This is a genomic window from Bacillota bacterium (assembly GCA_024655925.1).
Lineage (GTDB): Bacteria > Bacillota > DTU025 > DTU025 > JANLFS01 > JANLFS01.
The window spans coordinates 9,348-10,098 of the sequence record JANLFS010000083.1 but is presented as its reverse complement, the minus strand read 5'-3'; the positions used below and the strand labels follow the sequence as shown (position 1 = coordinate 10,098).

Annotated in this window: 1 protein-coding gene; it reads left to right on the top strand. The window is 60.6% G+C overall.

Annotated elements, in window-relative coordinates; translation table 11 throughout:
* The coding region (locus tag NUW23_12060; protein MCR4426899.1) for an MFS transporter at positions 1-751 on the top strand (751 nt) is incomplete at both ends.

Sequence of the window (751 nt, the reverse complement as noted above, 5' to 3'; positions counted from 1 at the left end):
CCCACTGTCGCCCTTATGCCGGACATCACACCTCCCCCCCTTCGGAGCAAGGCGAACGGGGTCATAAACCTCATGGGCGGGTTCGGAGCTTTGCTTGCGTTTTTCCTTGGGTCCCAGCTCTACCGGATCAGCCCGGCGCTGCCGTTTGTGTTCGGAGGCGTAGTGATGGTCCTCGTCACTCTCCTTCTGCGGCGGCAGATAGTCGAGCCTGCAACCGTAGAAGGGAGCGGTGAGGCCAAGGGGTCTGTCGGCATACTGTCGGCCCTTCGAGAAGTGTGGGCGGATCCCGACGACAGCGCCCGGGCGATGCTGGCCGCGATCTTCTTCTGGTTCGTGGGATGGAGCGGGATCGAGGCCTTCTTCACTCTGTACGGGAGGGAGATGTGGGGCATATCCGAGGCTGCCGGGGCTTTCTACCTGGGGTTCTTCTCCTTGTCTCTGATGGTCTTCGCCGTGCCGGCGGGTTTTGTTGGAACAGGCATCGGGCGGGGAAGGACTATACGCATCGGTCTCGCATGCCTTGTGCTTGCTTTGTTCGCACTCGCCCTGATCGGGAGGGAAAGCCTAGCTGTGCCCGCCCTCCGTATTCTCACTCGAATGTTCGGCGGATCCATCACTGAAGCCGGGTATCCTGCAATCGTGGAGTGGGTGCTGGTCAGGCTTTCGCTCATCATGCCCATTCTCCTGGCGTTTGCGGGGGCAAGCTGGGCGTTGATCAACATCAACTCGTATCCGATGGTCGTCGATATGG